Here is a 17,041-nt window from a genome sequence, read left to right on the forward strand (position 1 = left end):
TGGGGTCGAGCGGACTTCGGATTGTCGTCTCGGTGATCGTCAGAGGAGCCGCGGTTGGCCCGCCTGCTGATCACCGGCTTCGGCCCTTTCCCCCGCGTCCCCGACAACCCGAGCGCCCGCGTGGCGCGGCGGCTCGCGGCGTCGCCGCACCTGCGGCGCATTCTCGGGCATGCGCCGGACTGCCTCGTGCTCGACACCCGCTACGCTGCCCTCGACACGCAGCTGGCTCCGGCGCTGGCAAAGAATCCGCCGGCTTTGCTGATGATTGGCGTCGCAGCGAGCCGGCGACAGGTCTGCGTCGAGACGCGCGCGGTGAACCGCGTCAGCCGGCTGTTTCCCGATGCGACCGGAAAGGTCTCACGCCGCCTCGCCTTCGAGCCGGGGGCGCCGGCCCTGCGATGCAGCCCGGCGGCGGAGCCTGTGTGGGTGGCGCTGGAGCGGGCCGGGCTCGCCGTCGCCGCCTCGCGCGATGCCGGGCGCTACCTGTGCAACGCGTCGTATTTCCGCGCGCTGGCCCAAAATCGTCCGGTCGTGTTCCTGCACATCCCGATGCCGCCGCGGACGAAGCGCCCCGTGCGAGCGGGTCGCCTGCATCACGACCCGGAAGTCTGGGTCGCTGCCTTCGCGGAGGCCGCGCGGGTGCTGATGCTGCGGGCGCGGCGCGGTCAGGGTGTCGGCACGGATTCGGTCAGGCGATCGACCGAGAGCAGGTAGGCGACGAGCGCCGTCTGGTCCGCATCGGAGAATCCGGCCTGCCGATCGGCCCAGACGGCGTGGCCCTCGCCGGTCACGCGGGCGGTGCGGGTCTTGTCGGAGCCGGCATTGGCCGCGACCACCTTGGTGCGGAGATCGCGGTCCACCAAGGCGCGCAGGCTGTTGCCCGGATCGGGCGCGACGCCGGCATCGACGGTGCCGGGCACGCCGAGTTGACGGGATGCATCCGCGCCGACCGCAACGCCGGAATCATGCAGGTAGGGCGCGGTCCAGGCCAGCCCGACGAGGTTCGGCACCTTGTAGCCGCCATTGGTGCCGGCATGCGCCCAGCCGAGTTTCACCTGCGCGAGCGCATCGCCTTCGATCGGGATCGGCACGATCTTCCGGTCGGTGGGCAGCGGGAACGGCGTGTCGGTGGCGAACATCGCGGGCCGTGCGAGTCGCGCCTCCATCTTCGCGCCCGCCTTGGCCCGCGTCGGCTCCGTGCCGATCTCTTCGGCCGGCACGATGCGGTTGTTGGTGAGTGCCGGGCCCGCATGGCAGCCGGCGCAGCCCGCGCGCTCGAATACCGCTCGTCCGGTCTTCAGGATCGCGGCATCGGCGGGCGTGGCGTCGGGCGCGCGCAAAAGATTCTGGAAGGCCGACATGGCGTTGTTGGCGTGGTTGGCCGGCTCGCCGAGGACCGAGGCGAACAGGCCATTGTCGGTCATGTAGTTGGTGGCGGGGAAGCTCGGGAGCACCGCGTAACGGTTGAGGCCGGGCGATTCCGGCGTCGGGTCGGAGGCCGCCAGCACCTCGGTCGGGCGCTTGCCGCCGGCGGGGTCGTAGCGGAAGGCGTCGCGCGCCGCGCCCTGGAGGATGATGCCGAGGTAGAGTTCCGGATCGAGCCCGAACAGCGTCCTGGCGGCGGCCGCCTGCTGCGTCGTGTCGGAATTGGCGGCGTGGACGTTGTTGTTGAGCGAGGACAGGCCCTTGAACGGCCCGACCGCCTCGCGCCCGCTCCAGCTATAGGGCTCCCCATAGGCGGAAAAGCTCGACGGGATCGAGGTCGGATTGGTGATGCGGTCGGCCGACGAATCGAAGCTGCCCGGCGGCCAGCTCGCCACCTGCACCTTGGCGGCCGCCTCGAAGGTTTGGGGGTCGGGCAGCGCAGCCTTCGCGTCGTCGGTTTGCGTCACCGTGCGGGCCGGGTCGCCCGGATGGGCCGCGAGGTCCATGGTGCCGTGCATGAAGTAGGCGCCGGCGTTCTTCGATAGCGCCATCAGGAGGCCGGCGTTGAGGTCGGTGTTGGGCGCGCCCTCCACCACCTTGCCGGACGCCGGATCGACCGCCGCGTGGCAGAGCGCGCAGGTGATGCCCATCCGCAAGCTTCCGCGGTCGTAGAAGGTGCGGATGCCGATGATCGCGGGCGAGCCCTTGGCGACGTCGAGGCCGGTCGGCACCTCCTCGCCCTTGCGCCATGTCCGATCGCCGACGGTCATGTCGCGGCTCATGCGGACCTTGAGGTTGGTCGTCGCGCCGCCGCCCAGTGCGATCACCGCGCGGGCGACCTCGAACGGGCCCACGCCACCGTCGAGCATGCCCATCACGTCCGATAGAAACACCTCGTTGCCGAAGGTCTCCTTGTAGAAGGCCTCGCGCCCGCGCTTCACCAGCGCCGCATCGATGGCGACGGCGCCCTTCTCGGGCGAGAGCGCGGCCCGGCCCTCCGGCGTCGCCTTCATCCGCTCGGCTTCCTCCGTCAGGACGCGGCGTCCGAGCACGTCGTAGGCGGTGGTGAGGGCGTAGCGATCGCGGTTGAGCACGTCGGCTTCGTCCGGCATCGGCGCGTAGCTGAAGCGGCTGAGCGCTCCGACGGCGAGGACGGCTCCGGCCGCGATTCCGGACATGACGACGACGCGCAGCGGCCAGCTCATGGGTTTTCAGCGACTCCAGACTCGCGACGGTCCGGCCGTCCGCCGACAACGGTGCGGTGCGAAAATCGTTCGACCACGACTAACAAATATTAGGCTGGCCTCAATTCGGATCGGATCAAGCAGCGCGGAAGAGATTATCTTGGTACGCGATGTCGCAGGACTCAGCGAAGACCGCCGGGAACGTGGGGCGGAAGCGTTGAAACCATAATCTATGTTGGCGCAGGCTCAGAGCATTCGCAGGACAAAAGTGGCAGCGGGGGCGTGCGCCCTTGCACATGTCCGTGACTGCCACAGGACCTGATGCCTAAGACTGCCCTGGCCGAAGCCACCCTTTCGATGGGCGAGCCGCCCGTCATCGCCCTCGACGTCCAGCACCGACTCGGCACCCTGCTCGCCGAAGCCTATGCCCGAATGCCGGGCAGCCCGGCGGCCGGTCCGAGCCGGTTCGACGAGTTGCTTGCCAAGCTCGAGACCGTGCTGGTCGCGCAGGAGGGCCGCGACGAGGAATCGTTCCGCGGCGAAATCATCGCGATGACGCCGCGGCTCTACAACTTCGCGATGTCGCTGACCAAGAACCCGTCCGCCGCCGACGATCTCGTGCAGGACACCTTCCTGCGGGCGTGGCGCAGTCGGGCGCGCTTCACCGTCGGCACCAATCTCGGCGCGTGGCTGTTCACCATCATGCGCAACGCGTTCTACTCGCGCCACCGCAAGGAGGTGCGCGAGATCGCCGACAGCGACGGCGATTACGCCGACCGGCTGGCGGCGGCCCCCGAGCAGTCCGGCCACGTCGATCTCCTCGATGCGCAGATGGCGCTGACCAAGCTGCCGCTTCCGATGCGGCAGGCACTGATTCTCGTGGCCATCGAGAACCTCAGCTACGAGGAGGCCGCGACGGTGATGAACTGCCGGATCGGCACGGTGAAGAGCCGGGTCTGGCGCGCCCGCGAACAACTCGCGCAGATCCTCGGCTACAGTGCCGCCGATATCGGCTCCGACAGCATGACGCTGTCGGCGGTGGGCAATCAGGCCTGGGTTTCGTAACGTAGCCTCGGACAACTCCAACCGTCATTCCGGGTCCGCCTGCGGCGGCCCGGAATGACGGGCGTCGAGCCTGTCAGGCGCTCATCGGCAATTGCAGCCGCGGCAGGCCGGAGCGTCGGGCCAGCCCGAACTCCTTCAGCGAAATCACCTCCACCGGCTCGTCCCGGCGCGCGACGACGACGCTGTTGTCGGGCACCGGGGTCCAGCTCTCGTGCTCCTTGTCGAGGGGCTCGGAGACCACGACCACGCCGTCCGCCGACTGGCGGTAGTACATGCTGTTGGCCGCATCGTTGGCCGCATAGCGGAAGGCGTAGAGGTCGCGCCCGTCGGCCAGCGCCGCGGTAAAGCGGAACGGATGGCCGTCATCAATGCCGCCGACGAGGTCGGTGACCCGTGCCAGGGCGCGGGCGGTGGCGGTGATGGGGTCGCGGGGCTTGGGCGACGCCATCAGCCCCTGCCCGAGGATCGCCAGAAAAAGAGCCTCGGAATCGGTGGTGCCGGAGCGGGACGGGTACAGCTCGTCCGGGATCAGCGCCTCGATCGGGCGGCGCAGCCGCGCCCAGTCGCCGATATAGCCGTTGTGCATGAACAGCCACGGGCCGCAGGCGAAGGGATGGCAGTTCGGCCGGGTGATCGGCGTGCCGGTCGCCGCCCGCACATGGGCGAAGAACAGGTGCGAGTGGAGGTGGCGGCAGAGGTAGCGCAGGTTCTCGTCCGACCACGCCGGCTGGACCTCGCGGAACCGGCCGGGCTCGGGATGGTCGCCGTACCAGCCGAGGCCGAAGCCGTCGCCGTTGGTCGCGGCGGTCGATTCGAGCGCCTTGATGCTCTGCGAGACCAGCGAATGCGCCGGCTCGGTGATGTAGTGCTCCAGCGGGATCGTGCGGCCTCGATAGGCGATCCAGCGACACATCGATTCGGTGCTCCAGCCCGTGAGCGTTTCTCGTCACCGGCGCATCGACGATGATCGTGGAGAATCCGCGTCACCTTGAGCGCAATTCGGTGGCGGCGGGATGCCTTATGGCACCCCACCTCGTCCTACCCACTCGACTCATCCTGAGGTGCGGCAGCGGAGCGGAGGTCTCGAAGGAAGGCTCCAGGGATCGCGCGCCCGGATGGAGCCCTCCTTCGAGGCCCGCTGCGCGGGCACCTCGGGACCAGGGGGTGGGTGGACGTGATGTCGTTCCAGCCGCCGTCAGACCCCGTGCGACTGAAGCCACGCCTCCAGCAGCGCCACCTGCCACAGCTTGGAATTGCCCTTCGGCGTCAGCGTCCCGTCGGGATCGGCGAGCAGCTTGTCGACGTAAGCGCGGTTGAACAGCCCCCGCTCGCGCGCCACCGGCTTGTCGAGCACGTCGCGCACGAAATCCATGAACGGGCCGCGGATGTGCTTGAGCGCCGGGACCGGGAAGTACCCCTTCGGCCGGTCGATCACCGCCGCCGGTACGACCTGACGGGCGGCTTCCTTGAGGATGTACTTTCCGCCATTGCGCACCTTCAGCTCGGCCGGGATGCGGGCGGCGAGTTCGACCAGTTCGTGGTCGAGGAACGGCACGCGCGCTTCCAAGCCGCAGGCCATGGTCATGTTGTCCACGCGCTTCACGGGGTCGTCCACCAGCATGATCTGCTGGTCGAGTTCCAGCGTCTTGTCGATGGCGCTGGCGCTCTTCGAATCGCCGAAGAAGCGGGCGAGGTAGTCGCGGCTGTAATCGGCGCCGATCAGGTCGGGCGCGAGCGCCTCCCGCATCTCCGCATGGTCGCGGTCGTGGTAGGCACGGGCGTAGTCGGCGACCGGATCGGTCGAGCCCATCAACTTGGGATACCAGTGATAGCCGCCGAACACCTCGTCGGCGCCCTGGCCGCTCTGGATCACCTTCACGTGCTTGGCAACCTCCTGCGACAGCAGCAGGAAGGCCACCGCGTCGTGGCTCATCTGCGGCTCGGCCATGGCGTGGATGGCGAGCGGCAGGGCCTCCAACGTCTTCGAGCCGTCGACCACGAGCTTGGCGTGGTCGGTCTCGAACTCCTCGGCGATGATGTCGGAATACTTGAACTCGTCGCCCTCGACGCCGTTCACCGCGTCGAACCCGACCGAGAAGGTTTTGAGGCCCTTCTGACCGTTGCGGGCGAGCAGCGCGACGATGACCGAGGAATCGAGGCCGCCCGAAAGCAGCACGCCGGTCGGCACGTCGGCGATCTGGCGGCGGGCAACCGCCTGACCCAGCGAATCGAGAACGGCCTCGCGCCAATCGGCCTCGCTCATGCCGCGATCGTCGTCGCGCGGGCCGATGACGAGCGACCAGTAGGTCTCCTTCTTACGCGTTCCGTCCGGCTCCAGCGTCAGAATCGTCGCCGGGTGAATCTTTCGGATGCCTTTGAGGATCGTCAGAGGCGCCGGCACGCCCGCGTGCCAGCTCATGTAGTGATGCAGAGCCTCGCCATCGATCGAGGTGTCCACGTCGCCCGCCGCGAGCAGGGCGGGGAGCGAGGAGGCGAAGCGGAAGCGCTTGCCCTTCTCCGCGTAGTAGAGCGGCTTGATGCCGAGCCGGTCGCGGGCGAGCACGACGCGGCCGGAATCGCGCTCGTGCACCGCGAAGGCGAACATGCCGAGGAAGCGCTTCACGCAATCCTTGCCCCAGGCATGGTAGGATTTCAGCACGACTTCGGTGTCGCTGGTGGAGAAGAAGCGGTAGCCCTTCCCCTCCAGCTCGGCGCGCAGATCCTTGTAATTGTAGATGCAGCCGTTGAAGACGACCGTGAGCCCGAGTTCCGGATCGACCATCGGCTGCTGACCGGCCTCCGACAGGTCGATGATCTTGAGCCTGCAATGGCCGAACACCACCGCGCCCTGGCCGTGGATGCCGGAGGCGTCCGGCCCGCGCGGGCTCAGAACCGCCATCATCGCCCGCACCGCGCCGGCATCGGCCGCGCCACCGAGGCTGATCTCTCCGCAGATTCCGCACATGCCGGTGGGTGGTCCTCGTCGGGGTGGAGGGTCGGACGAACTTGACCGGCAGAACGGGGGTGGGACCGGCCCGTTCCCGAAAAGGCTGGAAAACTTCGCCGTCAGGGACGCCGAAGCGATTTCCGAGCCAGGGCCGGATGGAAGCGCAGCAGCGCGACGCCCATGGCCATCCAGGCGAGCACGACGAGCGGCCAGAGCGGGCCGGGCCAGCCGGGGAGGGGATAGAGGCTGTTGAACAGCGGCCACGCGAGCATCAGGCTCCCACTGAGTCCGATCACACACCAGCCCCAGGCCTTAGTCCGGGCGGCGAACACCGCTTGGGCGAGGCCGACCCCCATATAGACGAGGATCAGCGCCAGCGTCGCGACGGTGGCGAAAGCCTCGCTGAAGGCGCGCGGGCTCGTCCAGGCGCCGAAACCGACGAGCACGGCCAGCGTCAGCCCGCCGACGAAGCGGAGCGCGCGGGCCGGGACGCCGTGCGCCGGATCGAGCCGGGCGAAGGTGGTGCCGATCCCGCGCGAGCCCAGCGCGTAGAGGACGCGGGCGGCCGCCGCCGCGGTGCCGAGCGCGCAGGCGAGCGAGCTGATGCCGGCAGCCACATCGAGGAAGATGCCGTAGCCGCGCGAGACGTAGCGGATCGCGAGCGTGTCGAGCGGCGCCGGGTCGCGGGCCAGCTCCGCGGTCCGGTCGAGGCCGTAGCCGAGAACCTGCGCGTAGGAGACGAGGCCGTAGAGCAGCGTCGCCACCGCCAGCGAGCCGAGGATCGCGACGGGGATCGCCCGGTGCGGGTCGCGCGTCTCCTCGGCGACGGTCGCCGCACCCTCGAAGCCCGCGAGCGAGAGCACGGCGAAGACCATGCCGTAGCCGAGCCCCGACAGGCCCCGCTCCGGATCGGGCCGCAGCGGCGCGGTGTCGAGCGGCACTTGGGCGAGGATGACGACGGCGAGCGCCACGATCGCCAGCACGGCCAGCGCCTCGATGACGAGCAACACCGTGGTGGCGAGCCGGATCTCGCGCCCGCCGAGCCCGATAACGCCAAGCCCGCCGAGGAAGGCGAGGACGAGCCAGAGGCGGGGATGGTCGAGGCCGAGATGCGCCAGCGCCACCGACAGGAAGCCGCCGACCAGCGCCGTCGCCGAGGCTAGGAAGGCGAGGTAGGCCAGCAGCAGCCCCCAGCCGGCGAGGAAGCCGAGCCGGTCGCCGAGCACCGCGCTCACATAGGCGGCGGCCGAGCCCGCGCTGGCGATGCGCCGGCTGAAGGCGACGAAGGACAGCCCGATCAGCGCCATCGCGGCCCCGCCGACGAGGAAGGCGAGCGGTGCGGCCTGCCCCGCGGCCTGCGCGGCCAGCGGCACGTTGAAGGCCATGGCGAGCGTCGGCGCGATGATCGCCAGCGACAGGACGAAGGCCTGGAAGGCCGAGAGGGTAGGGCGGAACGTCGTCATGCGGGAAACGCTCGCAAGGACGGCGCCGTAGGGCAAGCGACGCGTCATGCTGTGCCTGTTCCACATTTCACTGCCGTCATTCCGGGGCGCGAAGCGAACCCGAATCCGAAGGGGCGCGTCGGAGGCGTGCAATCCACGACTGGCTGCGACGCTGTGTAGTGCCGCGCATCACGGGTGGATTCCGGTTTCCGCTTCGCGGCCCCGGAATGACGGTGAGGAGTCGAATTGATCTCATCCAAAAACAGATGAAGTCGATTGACGCGGACGCCCACATCGCTTAATCCGCCCGCCTCACTTCGCGAGACAACCGGCAACGGAATCGACGATGCGCACGGGTCTTATCGTAACGGAAGCGCCACGGAACGGGCGGGCCTGATCGCAGGCCCGGAAGACCCGGTCGGTGGCGCATGCAGGGTCCCTTCGGGGCCCTTTTTTGTTGCCGAAACCCTTACGCCCCGAGACATGCAGACAGCGTCACAAAAAACGGATTGATGGAGGAGTCGATGAGCGGCGAGGTCATGACCGGAGCCCAGATGGTCATCCGGGCGTTCCAGGATCAGGGTGTGGACACCCTGTTCGGCTATCCGGGCGGCGCGGTGCTCCCGATCTACGACGCGCTCTTCGACGAGACCACGATCAACCACGTGCTCGTGCGGCACGAGCAGGGCGCGGTCCACGCCGCCGAAGGCTATGCCCGCTCGTCGGGCAAGGTCGGCGTCGTCCTCGTCACGTCAGGGCCGGGCGCCACCAACATCGTCACCGGCCTCACCGACGCGATGCTGGATTCGATCCCGCTCGTCGCCGTCACGGGTCAGGTGCCGACGCACCTGATCGGCTCCGACGCGTTCCAGGAATGCGACACGGTCGGCATCACCCGGCACTGCACGAAGCACAATTACCTCGTCAAATCGATCGAGGACCTGCCGCGCATCCTGCACGAGGCGTTCTACGTCGCGAGCCACGGTCGGCCGGGCCCGGTCGTCGTCGACCTTCCCAAGGACATCCAGTTCGCCAAGGGCGTCTACAGCCGCCCGAGCGACAACGGCCACAAGACCTACAACCCGCCCGTGAAGGGTGACGCGGAAAAGATCCGCGCCGCGGTCGAGCTGATGGCGTCGGCGCGCCGTCCGGTCTTCTACACCGGCGGCGGCGTCATCAATTCGGGGCCGCACGCCTCGAAGCTGCTGCGCGAGCTGGTCGCCGAGACGGGCTTCCCCGTCACCTCGACCCTGATGGGTCTCGGTGCCTTCCCGGCCTCCGACGACAAGTTCCTCGGGATGCTGGGCATGCACGGCACCTACGAGGCCAACCTCGCGATGCACGATTGCGACGTGATGATCTGCGTCGGCGCCCGCTTCGACGACCGCATCACCGGCCGCCTCGACGCCTTCTCGCCGCACTCGAAGAAGATCCACATCGACGTCGATGCCTCCTCGATCAACAAGGTCGTCAAGGTCGATGTCGGCATCCTCGGCGATTGCGCCGCGGTGCTGGAGGAGATGCTGACGCAGTGGCGTGCCCTGCCCAGGCAGCCCGAAAAGGGCCGCATGGAGGACTGGTTCAACAAGATCAGCCGCTGGAAGTCGCGCGACTGCCTCGCCTACTGGCCGTCGGGCACGATCATCAAGCCGCAATACGCGGTGCAGCGGCTCTACGAGGCGTGCAAGGGTCGCAAGACCTTCGTCACGACGGAAGTCGGCCAGCATCAGATGTGGGCGGCGCAGTACTTCAAGTTCGAGGAGCCGAACCGTTGGATGACCTCCGGCGGCCTCGGCACCATGGGCTACGGCCTGCCCGCCGCCATCGGCACGCAGCTCGCCAACCCGGACGGGCTCGTGATCGACATCGCGGGCGAGGCGTCGATCCTGATGAACATGCAGGAGATGTCCACGGCCGTTCAGTACCGCCTGCCGGTCAAGATCTTCATCCTGAACAACGAGTACATGGGCATGGTGCGGCAGTGGCAGGAGCTGCTGCACGGCTCGCGCTACTCGCAGAGCTACTCGGAGAGCCTGCCGGACTTCGTCAAGCTGGCCGAGGCCTACGGCGCCAAGGGCATCCGCTGCGAGAAGCCGGGCGAGCTCGACGCGGCGATCAAGGAGATGCTCGACTACGACGGGCCGGTCATCTTCGACTGCGTCGTGGACAAGACCGAGAACTGCTTCCCGATGATCCCGTCGGGCAAGGCGCACAACGAGATGCTGCTGTCGGACTACCTCGGCGAGACCGGGGTCGAGCTCGGCGACGTCATCTCGGCCGAGGGCAAGATGCTGGTCTGATCCGGTCCCTCGCGTACGAGGGCGCCGGCCATGCACGGCTTGTCCCGGCGGGACGCCTCAGGGCGTCCCGCGCCGCCCGAGGGCCGCGGCGAGGCGGGCGCCGAGCCGCGGCTTCGGCAGCGCGTCGTGCCGGCGCGGGTCGAGCCGCGGCACGGAAGCCGCGCGCTCCATCGGCGCCATCTCGGAGCGCTTGCGCAGGAGCACGAAGAACTCGTCCTCCCGCGCCCGCGTCGGCTCCAAAGCCGCGCATTCGAACGGCAGCAGGCCGAGGCTCAGCACCTCTTCCAGCACGGCGGCGAAGCCGAACGGCGTGAAGACCGAGCAGTGGACGTCGGTGTAGCTGCCGTCCCGCGCGATCCGTTCCACGGCCTCGAACGCCGCGGCCGGGCCGCCGGTCAGCGGCCGCATCGCGACCGGACGCCCCTGCCACACCGCCGTGCGATCGATCGCGCAGGCGCGGGCGAAGTGCTCGTAGACGATCGACAGCGGCGGCTGGCGCAGGCCCGCCAGACGCGCGGCGATGAGCGCGCCGACGCTGGTGGGGGTGCGGAAGTGGTCGAAGGTGAAGCGCTTGTCCGGCACGACCAGGCAGAACACGCCGCCCTCGCGCAGGGTGGTCGCGGCCTCCGCCAACCAGCCGAGTGGGTCGGGGATGTGCTCGACGACGTGCGAGGCGACGATGTAATCGACCGGGCCGCGGTTCCCCAACGCCCGCGGCAGGCCGCCCTCGCCGAGCACGATGTCCACGGGGACGATGCCGTCGATGCCCGACGGGCCGAGGGTCGGGTGCTGGCGGTAGTGGTGCCGCAGGGCATCGGTCGGCATGTGATCGGCATAGAGCACGTCGCCGTCGCTCTTGAGGATGAGCGGGTGGGCGAGGGGGCCGATCTCGACGCCGGTTCGTCCGCGCGGCAGGACGAGGTTCAAGACACGCTGGCGCCGATCCATGGCGGGGCCGGTATCACGCCGCCGGGAGGCGGGTCCAGCATCAAGGCCGCGGGGGCGGCCGCCGGCGCTTGAGGCCGGAGCAAAGAGAGAAGACGAGGAACGCCCCGATGAACGCCATGAACACCCATTACCCCGAGCCCACCCGGATCGAGCCGGTCAACCGCCACACGCTCGCGGTGATCGTGGACAACGAGCCCGGCGCGCTCGCCCGCATCGCCGGCCTGTTCTCGGGCCGCGGCTACAACATCGAGAGCCTCACCGTCTCCGAGACGGAGGAGGCGCGCCACATCTCGCGCATCACCATCGTGACCACCGGCACGAATGCGGTGATCGATCAGATCAAGGCGCAGCTCGACCGGCTCGTGCCGGTCCACCGCGTCGTCGATCTGACGCTTCAGGGTCAGGCGCTGGAGCGCGAGCTATGCCTCGTGAAGGTCGTCGGCCTCGGCGAGCACCGCAGCGAGGCGCTGCGCCTAGCCGCCGCCTTCGGCGCCCGGACGCTCGACGCGACGCTCAATTCCTTCGTGTTCGAGCTGACCGGCTCGACCGAGGAGATCGACCGGTTCATCCGGCTCCTTACGGTGATCGGCCTCGTCGAGATCTCCCGCACCGGCATCGCCGCCATGGCCCGCGGTTCGGAGCCGCTGTAGACCTCCCGGAGGGCGGCCGAGCCTCAGCCGGCCGCCTCCCCCAAATGCAGATAACTCGGGTCGAACTCCGCCGCCGCGCACAGGCCGTCCCAGTCATGGATCGTCAGCGTACGGTTCTGGAGGGTGATGAGGCCGGCCCGGCGCAGGGCGCCGAGCGTCCGGGTGATATGGACCGAGGTGAGGCCCATCGCGTCGGCGAGGTCGGTCTGCCGCAGCGGCATCGGCGAGTGTCTCGATTCCGCCAGCCCCACCGCGCGCTGGCGCAGATGCAGCTCGCAGAACAGGTGCGCGGTCCGGCCATAGGCCGATCGCCGGCCCATGGCGGTGACCCAGCCGCGAAAAAGAGCCGCGTCGATCATCGTCTCGCGCCACAGCACGGCGGCGAGGTCGGGCAGGCGGGCGGTCTGATCGCGCAGGGCCTCGTGCGGGATCATCGCCACCGTGCAGGGCGTCACAGCGGCGAGGCTGTGATCCATCACCCCGAGATGGAGGCTCTGCAGGTCCGGCATGTCGCCCGCGACGTGGAAGGCGATGATCTGGCGCCCGCCGCCGGGCAGGAGCTTGAAGCGGCACAGCCACCCCTCGACCAAAGCGGCGCAGTGCCCGGGCCGGTCGCCGTCGCGGATGATGTCCTGGCCCGGCTCGTAGCTCTTCAGCGTGAACGGCAACTCGCTCAACGCACGGATCACCTCGTCCGAGGGTTCTGCCGTGCTCTTCAATCTGCGGATGAGGGGCTGCACGATTCGGTCGGAGGTCACGGACATGAAGCGTTTGAAGGAGGATACTCGACTGCAGGATCGCGGCGCAGGCCTTGATCCGTCATCAGATTGCGCGATCGCCTCAGCCTTGAGAAGCCGGATCGGACAGCGCCCACAGGCGGCACCGGATCATGTCGTCGTGCGGACACGGAAATCGAGGTGGAACAGCACGCGCCGGGCCTCGTCGGTCGCTTCCAGGTGCCAGGATTCGCCGAAGCCGAGGCGGTGGCCGCATTCCTCCAGCAGGGCGCCGGCATAGCGGATCGCCATGCACCGGGCCGTTTCGAGATCGGGCAGGTCGGTGCCATCGTCGTCGTGGAGGTTCGTGCCGTCCTGAACGTTGAAGAAGTATCGGGGCATGGGCGATCCCTGCGAGCGCATCCTGGCCGACGCAACGGGTGCCCGCGCGCGTCATGTGCGGGCAATTAAATAGCGCCCAATTCAATTTTGCGGCGTAATCGCGACATCGCCGCCGAACTCACAGCTCGAACCGCATCCCCGTCATCGCCTCCGACATCGCCCAGAGCCGCGCGGCATCCGTTTCGTCGCTGGCATGCGGTAAGATGCGGGCGGGCTTCGGGGCGCCGCGCGCCTCCCAGAGTCCGTCGGGACCGTAGTAACCGCCGCCGCGGGCCTCCGGCGCGGTGGCGGCGTAGAGCGTCGGAAGGGCGCCGCGCGCCGCCGGCTGGCCGACGAGGGAGAACAGCACTCGCCCCGCCATCCGCTGGATCGTTCCGGCCCGGTCGCCGCGGCGAAACACGTCGGTGAGCGCCAACCCCGGATGGGCAGCGAGCGCCCGCTCCGGCCGGCCCGCGCGGCGCAGGCGCCGCTCCATTTCGAGGGCGAACATCAGCATCGCGAGCTTGGTCTGGCGGTAGGCCTTCTGCGGGCCGTAGCCCTCGCGCCAATGCGGGTCGTCGAAGCGGATCGTTCCGCTGCGGTGGGCGAGGCTCGCCACCGCGACGATGCGGGTCTCGGGGGAGAGGCCAAGTGCCGGCAGCAGCAGGCCGGTGAGGGCGAAGTGGCCGAGATAATTCGTGGCGAGCTGGCGCTCGAAGCCGTCCACGCTCTCCTCGCGCGTCGGCACCGCAGCGATGCCGGCGTTGAGGACCAGGAGGTCGATGGTCTCGCCGTCGTCACGCAGGGCCTCGGCGCAGGCCCGCACGCTGGCGAGCCGGGCGGTGTCGATTTCGCGGACCGTGAGGTCGGCGCCGGGATGAATCCGGACGATCGCCGCCGCGACGCGCGCGCCCTTGGCGGGGTCGCGCACCGCCAGCAGCACCCGCGCGCCCGCGCCGGCCAGCGCCAGGGCGGTCTCGTAGCCGATGCCGGAACTCGCCCCCGTCACCAGTGCGACGCGACCCGCCTGCGGGGGGATGTCGGCACTTGTCCAGTCGCGCTGAGGCATCGCTCACCCCTCTGTTCTGCGTATCCGCTACCGCCGCGGGCCGATCTTCAGGGGATAACCCGCCCCGCGCCGGGCGAATTGGTCTTCCCCGCTGCTTTCGTGCTAATCCGTTGAGCGTCCCGACGATCCTGTCCGCGGACCGCTGCCGCCCGTGGCGTGGTGACTCCCGCCGGGCCGCCGCCTGCCGATGCTTCACGCGGCACGACCCTCATCGAAAGACCCTTTCATGAGCGACGACACAGACGCCAAGACCCGCGCCGCCGAGCGCGCGGAGCGGTCCGAGCGCATGGCGCGCGAAGGGGCGCAGGCGATGGCCGAGCACCTCGCTTCCGTCAAGGCTGTGGACGAACGCACCGTGCGCCTTCGGGCGCTTCGCCTCGCCAAGGAGGCCGAGGAGGCCGCCGCCAAGGCCGCCGAGCCGCCGCCGCCGCCCAAGCGCAGCCGCAAGAAGGTTGCGAGCTAGAGCCATGGCGATGGACCGCAGCCGCCGCCCGAGCGACCCGCGTCAGGCCGCCGAGGCGGCGTTCAAGGCCGTGACCCGCAAAACCCCGGAGGCGCCCCCGGCCCCCGCCGCACCGGCGGCGATCCCCGGCGCTCGCGAGTCCGTGACCCTGCGCGTTGATCGGGCCGTGCTGGAGCATTTCCAGAAGGATGGCCCGGGCTGGCAGGAGCGCATCAACGCCGCCCTGAAGGCAGCCGCGGGCCTTTAAGGCATCAAGCCGACAGAGCGCGCTCCAGTTCGTCCTTGCTCATCTTCGAGCGACCGGCGATGTCCTGCTTGCGCGCCCGCTCCATCAGCTCCGCCTTGGTCGTTCCGCCGCGGTCGGCTGTGTTCCCGGACTTGCCGCCGGTCTTGCGTGCCGAGGCTGCCTTCTTGGCAACGTCCGCCGGCTGCTTCGAGTGCTGCTGGCCCTTGGCGCCGTCGGCGCGCTTCTTCTCGGTCGATCGCTTGTATTCGGAATCGGTGAGCTTCTCGCGAGCCTTCTTGGGCAGGTAGCGCTCGCCGGTCTTGCCCGATTCCTTGCCCGACTTCGTGCCCCACTCCTCGTCGGTCCACTGCTTGAGGCTGTTGTCGTCGGCCTTCTTGCCCTCGTAGCCGCCGCCCTCCTTCTTGTATTCGGAAGTCGCCATCTGCGCCTTGCGGGCCGACCACTGGCCGGGCTTGCCGCCCTTGGAGGATTTCGTGACCTCCTTCTTCACCTTGTCCCACAGCTTCGGGTCGGTTTTCTTCGCGCTCTCGGCCATCTTCGGTCTCCGGGTCGGATCATCGACATTCGGCTGTCAACAGGAGGCCGTAGGGACGGTTCCGGGTCCGCCCCTCCGCGGCAGTGGACAGGCCGGACATCACAGGCGTTGACAGGCACGCGCAGAGCTTCCACCTGCGCGGCCAGTAGATGAGGCGGCCGGACCTCCGGCCGAGCGAGGATCGCGATGTCGCAGGCGAGCAAGCCGAAGGTGTTCATCGACGGCGAGGCCGGCACGACCGGTCTCGGCATCCGCGAGCGCCTGGAGCGCGACGGCCGCGTCGCCCTCGTCAGCATCCCACACGAGCAGCGGAAAGACCCGAACGCCAAGCGGGCGATCCTCGAAGCGGTCGATCTGGCCGTCTTGTGCCTGCCCGACGACGCCTCGCGCGAGACCGCGCGGCTCGCCGACTCGCTCCCCAATGGTGGCCCGAAGCTGCTCGATGCCAGCACGGCCCACCGCGTCGCCGAGGGCTGGGCCTACGGCTTCGCCGAGCTGACCCGCGATCAGGCCGGCCTCATCCGTGCCGCCCGCCGGGTCGCCAACCCCGGTTGCTACCCGACCGGGGCCATCGCCCTCTTACGCCCGCTGGTCGAGGCCGGGCTGATCGCGCCGGATACGGCGATCAGCGTCAACGCGGTGAGCGGCTATAGCGGCGGCGGCAAAGGCATGATCGAGGCCTACGAGGCCGGCCGCGCCCCGGCCTTCGAGCTGTACGGCCTCGGCCTCAGTCACAAGCATCTGCCCGAGTTGCAGACCTATGCCGGCCTGACGTGTCGGCCGATCTTCATCCCCTCCGTCGGCAATTTCCGCCAGGGCATGCTGGTCAGCATCCCGCTCCACCTCGACGCGCTCCCCGCCCATCCGGCGCTGGGCGACCTGGAGGCCGCGCTGAGCGCGTGGTACGCCGGCTCCGATCAGGTGCGGGTGGTGCCCGGCGCCGAGGACGGCGCCCACCGCGAGCGGATCGAGCCCGAGGCGCTGAACGATACCGACCGTCTGGAACTGCGGGTGTTCGGCTCCGACAGCCACCGCCAGGCCGTACTCGTCGCCAGACTCGACAACCTCGGCAAGGGTGCCTCCGGCGCGGCGGTGCAGAACCTGGGGCTGATGCTCGGGCTGGACTGAGCGGTGGTCACGGCTCCAGGGCGTCGAGGTCGCGCAGGCCCGCCCAGGTCTTCCAGTCGCCCCAGGCCTCGTTCAGCGCCGCGACCGCGCTCGGTCGATCCGCGGCGACGCCGCCGCGGCGGAACGGCAGGCCGCCGATGTCGAGGTTCATCCCCCAGGACCATTGCTCGGCGCCGGGCGTGGCGCTGATGCAGTCGATGCGCCCGACGATGAGCGCGCCGCTGGTGGCGAAATAGGTCTCCCGCGGGTGGTCCTGTAGCCGGGTGAAGACGAGGACCGCCACGGGAATCGGCTCAGCGCCGCCCGGTCGGCGGGACGTGCAGGAAGCTGCGCTCCCCGGTCGCCGCCTCGGCGACGTGCTGGATCGTGTCGAGGAGTTGCGCGATCGGCCGCGGATTTTCCGCGGGGGTGAGCAGTTGCGGCGTGACGCGGCGGCCGGCGGTGCGACCCGCCACCAGTTGCGCCTCGCTGAGGACATCGAAACTACGGCCGGCTCGTCGGGTCATGGCTCCTCCTGCACTCGGCAGAATATGCCCGGTCC

18 protein-coding genes are annotated in these 17,041 nt (G+C 69.3%); 7 read left to right on the forward strand and 11 right to left on the reverse strand.

Annotation, left to right across the window (positions count from 1 at the left end; translation table 11 throughout):
* Positions 1-54 precede the first annotated feature (54 nt).
* Positions 55-714, forward strand: a complete 660-nt coding sequence (locus ASG52_RS11115; RefSeq protein WP_056242881.1) for a pyroglutamyl-peptidase I — start codon at positions 55-57, stop codon at positions 712-714.
* Here the strand turns inward: ASG52_RS11115 and ASG52_RS11120 are convergent.
* A complete protein-coding gene (locus tag ASG52_RS11120; protein ID WP_056242886.1) occupies positions 666-2,630 on the reverse strand; it encodes a hypothetical protein in 1,965 nt (654 codons plus the stop codon). The genes ASG52_RS11115 and ASG52_RS11120 overlap by 49 nt on opposite strands.
* 300 nt (positions 2,631-2,930) lie before the next feature.
* On the opposite strand from ASG52_RS11120, the gene ASG52_RS11125 reads away from it, so the two are divergent.
* A complete protein-coding gene (locus ASG52_RS11125) occupies positions 2,931-3,674 on the forward strand; it encodes a sigma-70 family RNA polymerase sigma factor (RefSeq protein WP_056242887.1) in 744 nt (247 codons plus the stop codon).
* A 73-nt stretch (positions 3,675-3,747) separates the two neighbouring features.
* On the opposite strand, the gene ASG52_RS11130 is transcribed toward ASG52_RS11125, so the two are convergent.
* From ASG52_RS11130 to ASG52_RS11140, 3 genes are all read right to left on the reverse strand, one after another.
* Positions 3,748-4,587, reverse strand: a complete 840-nt coding sequence (locus ASG52_RS11130; RefSeq protein ID WP_056242889.1) for a class II glutamine amidotransferase — start codon at positions 4,585-4,587, stop codon at positions 3,748-3,750.
* Between the two features lie 282 nt (positions 4,588-4,869).
* Positions 4,870-6,639, reverse strand: a complete 1,770-nt coding sequence (locus ASG52_RS11135) for an N-acetylglutaminylglutamine amidotransferase (RefSeq protein ID WP_056242891.1) — start codon at positions 6,637-6,639, stop codon at positions 4,870-4,872.
* A gap of 101 nt (positions 6,640-6,740) precedes the next feature.
* The gene (locus tag ASG52_RS11140; protein WP_162249993.1) at positions 6,741-8,084 is read right to left on the reverse strand and encodes an APC family permease; all 1,344 of its coding nucleotides are present in this window, start codon (positions 8,082-8,084) and stop codon (positions 6,741-6,743) included.
* Between the two features lie 503 nt (positions 8,085-8,587).
* On the opposite strand from ASG52_RS11140, the gene ASG52_RS11145 reads away from it, so the two are divergent.
* Positions 8,588-10,363 (forward strand): acetolactate synthase 3 large subunit, encoded by a 1,776-nt coding sequence (locus tag ASG52_RS11145; protein WP_056243222.1) that lies wholly within the window; start codon positions 8,588-8,590, stop codon positions 10,361-10,363.
* A gap of 57 nt (positions 10,364-10,420) precedes the next feature.
* Here ASG52_RS11145 and ASG52_RS11150 read toward each other — a convergent pair whose 3' ends face one another.
* Positions 10,421-11,290: a methyltransferase domain-containing protein gene (locus tag ASG52_RS11150; RefSeq protein WP_286159016.1), complete on the reverse strand. Its 870-nt coding sequence runs from the start codon at positions 11,288-11,290 to the stop codon at positions 10,421-10,423.
* A gap of 128 nt (positions 11,291-11,418) precedes the next feature.
* Between ASG52_RS11150 and ilvN the strand changes: the two genes are divergently transcribed.
* On the forward strand, positions 11,419-11,961 hold the full coding sequence (gene ilvN, locus ASG52_RS11155) for an acetolactate synthase small subunit (protein ID WP_056242896.1): 543 nt from the start codon (positions 11,419-11,421) through the stop codon (positions 11,959-11,961).
* Positions 11,962-11,984: 23 nt separating this feature from the next.
* Here the strand turns inward: ilvN and ASG52_RS11160 are convergent, their stop codons facing one another.
* From ASG52_RS11160 to ASG52_RS11170, 3 genes are all read right to left on the reverse strand, one after another.
* Complete coding sequence (locus ASG52_RS11160) at positions 11,985-12,701, reverse strand: Crp/Fnr family transcriptional regulator (protein ID WP_353612474.1); 717 nt, start codon at positions 12,699-12,701, stop codon at positions 11,985-11,987.
* A 147-nt stretch (positions 12,702-12,848) separates the two neighbouring features.
* On the reverse strand, positions 12,849-13,079 hold the full coding sequence (locus tag ASG52_RS11165) for a DUF6894 family protein (protein WP_056242900.1): 231 nt from the start codon (positions 13,077-13,079) through the stop codon (positions 12,849-12,851).
* A 118-nt stretch (positions 13,080-13,197) separates the two neighbouring features.
* On the reverse strand, positions 13,198-14,127 hold the full coding sequence (locus tag ASG52_RS11170; protein WP_056242902.1) for an oxidoreductase: 930 nt from the start codon (positions 14,125-14,127) through the stop codon (positions 13,198-13,200).
* Between the two features lie 226 nt (positions 14,128-14,353).
* Here ASG52_RS11170 and ASG52_RS11175 point away from each other — a divergent pair, with 226 nt between their 5' ends.
* On the forward strand, positions 14,354-14,590 hold the full coding sequence (locus tag ASG52_RS11175) for a hypothetical protein (protein WP_056242904.1): 237 nt from the start codon (positions 14,354-14,356) through the stop codon (positions 14,588-14,590).
* A 4-nt stretch (positions 14,591-14,594) separates the two neighbouring features.
* Positions 14,595-14,837: a BrnA antitoxin family protein gene (locus tag ASG52_RS11180; protein WP_056242906.1), complete on the forward strand. Its 243-nt coding sequence runs from the start codon at positions 14,595-14,597 to the stop codon at positions 14,835-14,837.
* Between the two features lie 4 nt (positions 14,838-14,841).
* On the opposite strand, the gene ASG52_RS11185 is transcribed toward ASG52_RS11180, so the two are convergent.
* A complete protein-coding gene (locus ASG52_RS11185; RefSeq protein ID WP_056242908.1) occupies positions 14,842-15,372 on the reverse strand; it encodes a hypothetical protein in 531 nt (176 codons plus the stop codon).
* Positions 15,373-15,558: 186 nt separating this feature from the next.
* Between ASG52_RS11185 and argC the strand changes: the two genes are divergently transcribed.
* Positions 15,559-16,500, forward strand: coding sequence for an N-acetyl-gamma-glutamyl-phosphate reductase (gene argC / locus ASG52_RS11190; RefSeq protein ID WP_056242910.1), 942 nt, complete (start codon positions 15,559-15,561; stop codon positions 16,498-16,500).
* A gap of 7 nt (positions 16,501-16,507) precedes the next feature.
* On the opposite strand, the gene ASG52_RS11195 is transcribed toward argC, so the two are convergent.
* Complete coding sequence (locus tag ASG52_RS11195; protein ID WP_056242912.1) at positions 16,508-16,783, reverse strand: hypothetical protein; 276 nt, start codon at positions 16,781-16,783, stop codon at positions 16,508-16,510.
* A gap of 10 nt (positions 16,784-16,793) precedes the next feature.
* A complete protein-coding gene (locus tag ASG52_RS11200) occupies positions 16,794-17,006 on the reverse strand; it encodes a hypothetical protein (protein WP_056242914.1) in 213 nt (70 codons plus the stop codon).
* Positions 17,007-17,041 lie beyond the last annotated feature (35 nt).

The organism is Methylobacterium sp. Leaf456, from assembly GCF_001425465.1.
GTDB lineage: Bacteria > Pseudomonadota > Alphaproteobacteria > Rhizobiales > Beijerinckiaceae > Methylobacterium.